The 551-nt window shown below is 52.8% G+C and carries 1 rRNA gene; it reads left to right on the top strand.

What is annotated here, in order from left to right:
- Window positions 1-502: ribosomal RNA gene (locus tag Q0895_RS13400) — 16S ribosomal RNA — on the top strand; the annotation flags it as partial.
- Window positions 503-551 lie beyond the last annotated feature (49 nt).

Genomic DNA, 551 nt, shown 5'->3' with positions numbered 1-551 from the left:
ATACAGGTGCTGCATGGCTGTCGTCAGCTCGTGTCGTGAGATGTTGGGTTAAGTCCCGCAACGAGCGCAACCCTTTTCCTTAGTTACCAGCGGTTTGGCCGGGAACTCTAAGGATACTGCCAGTGACAAACTGGAGGAAGGCGGGGACGACGTCAAGTCATCATGGCCCTTACGACCAGGGCTACACACGTGCTACAATGGTAGGTACAGAGGGCAGCTACACAGCGATGTGATGCGAATCTCAAAAAGCCTATCGTAGTCCAGATTGGAGTCTGCAACTCGACTCCATGAAGTAGGAATCGCTAGTAATCGCGGATCAGAATGCCGCGGTGAATACGTTCCCGGGCCTTGTACACACCGCCCGTCACACCATGGGAGTTGATTGCACCAGAAGTGGTTAGCCGAACCTTTTAGGACGGCGATCACCACGGTGTGGTTGATGACTGGGGTGAAGTCGTAACAAGGTAGCCGTAGGGGAACCTGCGGCTGGATCACCTCCTTATAGACGGCATTCGCTCAGCAAGAATTCACAACAAGTTGTTCTTTAGTTT

The sequence above is a fragment of the uncultured Psychrobacter sp. genome, from assembly GCF_947495825.1.
Lineage (GTDB): Bacteria > Pseudomonadota > Gammaproteobacteria > Pseudomonadales > Moraxellaceae > Psychrobacter.
Note: the sequence above shows the minus strand (reverse complement) of the source record. Positions and strands in the feature narration are given on the sequence as shown.